The sequence below is a fragment of the Nocardia xishanensis NBRC 101358 genome (genome assembly GCF_001613365.1).
GTDB lineage: Bacteria > Actinomycetota > Actinomycetes > Mycobacteriales > Mycobacteriaceae > Nocardia > Nocardia xishanensis.
This window is the reverse complement of the sequence record NZ_BDCF01000115.1, coordinates 1-1,360: the sequence shown is the minus strand read 5'-3', so window position 1 is coordinate 1,360 and position 1,360 is coordinate 1. Positions and strand designations below refer to the sequence as shown.

At 75.0% G+C, this 1,360-nt stretch carries 1 protein-coding gene and 1 pseudogene; one reads left to right on the top strand and one right to left on the bottom strand.

The window, feature by feature from the left end; all coding sequences use genetic code 11:
* Positions 1–412 (bottom strand): annotated as a pseudogene (locus NX1_RS36745) (DNA polymerase III subunit gamma/tau); the annotation flags it as partial.
* Between the two features lie 351 nt (positions 413–763).
* Between NX1_RS36745 and NX1_RS37585 the strand changes: the two are divergent.
* Positions 764–1,360, top strand: a 597-nt coding sequence (locus NX1_RS37585) for a hypothetical protein (RefSeq protein ID WP_218024233.1), incomplete at its 3' end; no start/stop codon positions are given.

The window sequence follows — 1,360 nt, the reverse complement described above, 5'->3', positions numbered from 1 at the left end:
AACGCGCACCCTTCGCCTGCTGGGCCGCGGGACGCGGCGTCGCGCCCGCGGCCTCCCAGCGGATCTCGTGATCGCTCCCCAGAACGGCTCGCACCGCCGCGCGCACGGCCTCGACATTGCGCGCCTCCGACAGCCGCTGCGCCAGCAGCGCGTGCTGGTGGGCGAACACGATGGCCGTGCCGTCGACCCGCGCCACCGAGGCGCCCGACAGCAACGCCTGCACGGTCGGACCGAACTCCCTGACCTTGGCCCTGATCTCTCCCCACGCACCCTCGACGGCACGCAGCAGATCCGCGCCGTGCGCGCCCGCGGGCTCGCCGGGCAACGCCGCAGCCATCGATTCCGCGGACTCGGCGGGCCGTTCCGCTGCCGTCGCGCCGCCTCGACGGCCAGCGGCCGATTCCCCGGTCACTTGTCCGGAATGGGTCCTTCTATCCGAAACCGACTGTGCCGCTTGATATCCCGCGCGATCGTCCGACTCGTGGCGAGCGTTGTCGTCGGCCGGACCCGCGGTGGCGCCGCGCGAGAATTCGGCTCCCCCGGAGAGACCGGCCGTGGCCCCGCGCGAGACGTCGTCCGGGCGACTCGCACCTGCCGCACCACTGGGGGCGGTTCCACCGGCCGCACTTCCCCCGTCGACGGGACCGGCCACCGAGGGACGGTCCGTCACTCGATCCGATGCCGCTTCGGCGGACGGCGCGGCGGACCGATCGGCGCGCGGAGGGGCCGCTTCCTCCGGGACACCTGACCGGCCCTCAGCCCGATGCTCCGGCATATCGGCGGCCCGCAGCTCGCCTCCGCCGCGGCGGCCGGGATCAGCGGCCGACGATCCGATCTGGACCTCGGCGCTCCGCAGCGCTGTCGTCCGCTCCCCGTGGCCTTCGGTCGTGGACACCGGAACGGCCGAATCCGAAGCCTCGCCGCCCACACCAGCTGCCTCGCCGCGCACGCCGGCCGCCTCGCCGCGCTCGGCCGAGTCGGCAGCCGACTCGGCGGCTCCGCTGCGACCGGTCACACCCACGTCGGCACCCGGATCGGCGACACCATGCCCGGCAGCGACGGAGCCCGCACCCGAATCGGCAGCTCCCCCACGCCCGGCGGCATCGGCCCCGACCTCACCCTCGTACCTGCCGTCCTGCTGCGTCGGCGCATTCGGGGCGACGGATTCCGAACTCTGCGGCCCGCCCGCGGGTCCACTCGCAGGCGCCCCGGCGACATCTCCGCCTCGCGGCTCGACGGAAGCGCTTCCCCCTGTTCCGCTTTCGCTGCCACCTTCGCCCGAACCCGTCCCCCGCGATTTGCTCTCGCGCAGCGCGGCGAGCGCCTCGGCGCCCCGGCGACGCGGGGGCTCACCCGGTGC